At 66.2% G+C, this 699-nt stretch carries 1 protein-coding gene; it reads right to left on the bottom strand.

What is annotated here, in order from left to right:
• Nucleotides 1-19: 19 nt before the first annotated feature.
• Nucleotides 20-664, bottom strand: coding sequence for a C39 family peptidase (locus tag ACFQ4H_RS34855; RefSeq protein WP_377579556.1), 645 nt, complete (start codon nucleotides 662-664; stop codon nucleotides 20-22).
• Nucleotides 665-699 lie beyond the last annotated feature (35 nt).

The raw sequence follows: 699 nt of genomic DNA, 5'->3' as shown, positions 1-699 counted from the left end.
GTTGTTGTGTTGTTGTGTGTCAGGCGGAGTAGCCGCGGGTGGCGATCCAGTCGGCCAGGTTGTCGGTTGCCATCCAGTAGGAGGCGGTGTTCGGGTTGGCCGAGTCTGCGATCTTGACGGTCTTGGCGTTGTCGCGGTAGCCGACCACGCTGATGTAGTGTCCGCCCTCGAAGCTGTGGGTGCCGCCGGTGGTGTCGGTGGCGGTGCCGGCGATGTTGGCCACGACGGCGCGGCCGTCGTCGACGGTGCGCTTGATGTCGTCGGCGAGCTTGTTGGTCTGCTTGTCGTCAGCGTTGCGGTCGGGGATGGCGGTGGTCTTGTACTTGTTGCCGCCGGTGACCTTGTTCAGGACGCGGGTGGTGTCCTCGGCGGAGTTGGTGCCGTCTTCGGTGGTGCCGAGTTGTTTGGCGGCTTCGTCCTGGCCGAGGTGGTGGCCGGAGGCGCTGAGGGCGTTGCGGGTGGCGGCGGGGCCGCAGTAGTAGAAGTTGGACTGGGCCTCGTACTTGATGTCGAGTTCCTTGCCCTTGCTGTCGCGCTTGTCCTGGTGGATGGTGTTGGCGGGTTTGGCTTCGGCGGGTGTGGCGGTGAACGGGGCGGCGGCTACGCCGCCGGCGAAGGCGAGGCCGGCGATGCCGAGTGCGGTCTTACGCATGATGGTGTTCATGGGGGTGTTCCTTTCGTTCCGGGGGGTGCGGCGCC

The organism is Micromonospora sonneratiae (assembly GCF_042679305.1).
Taxonomy (GTDB): domain Bacteria; phylum Actinomycetota; class Actinomycetes; order Mycobacteriales; family Micromonosporaceae; genus Micromonospora_H; species Micromonospora_H sonneratiae.
The sequence above is the reverse complement of the archived record's forward strand: the minus strand, read 5'-3'. Positions and strand labels throughout refer to the sequence as shown.

Bases quoted from the DNA above. Each gene is read 5' to 3' on its own strand.
- ACFQ4H_RS34855 (WP_377579556.1), bottom strand. From the start codon at position 664: ATGAACACCATCATGCGTAAGACCGCACTCGGCATCGCCGGCCTCGCC.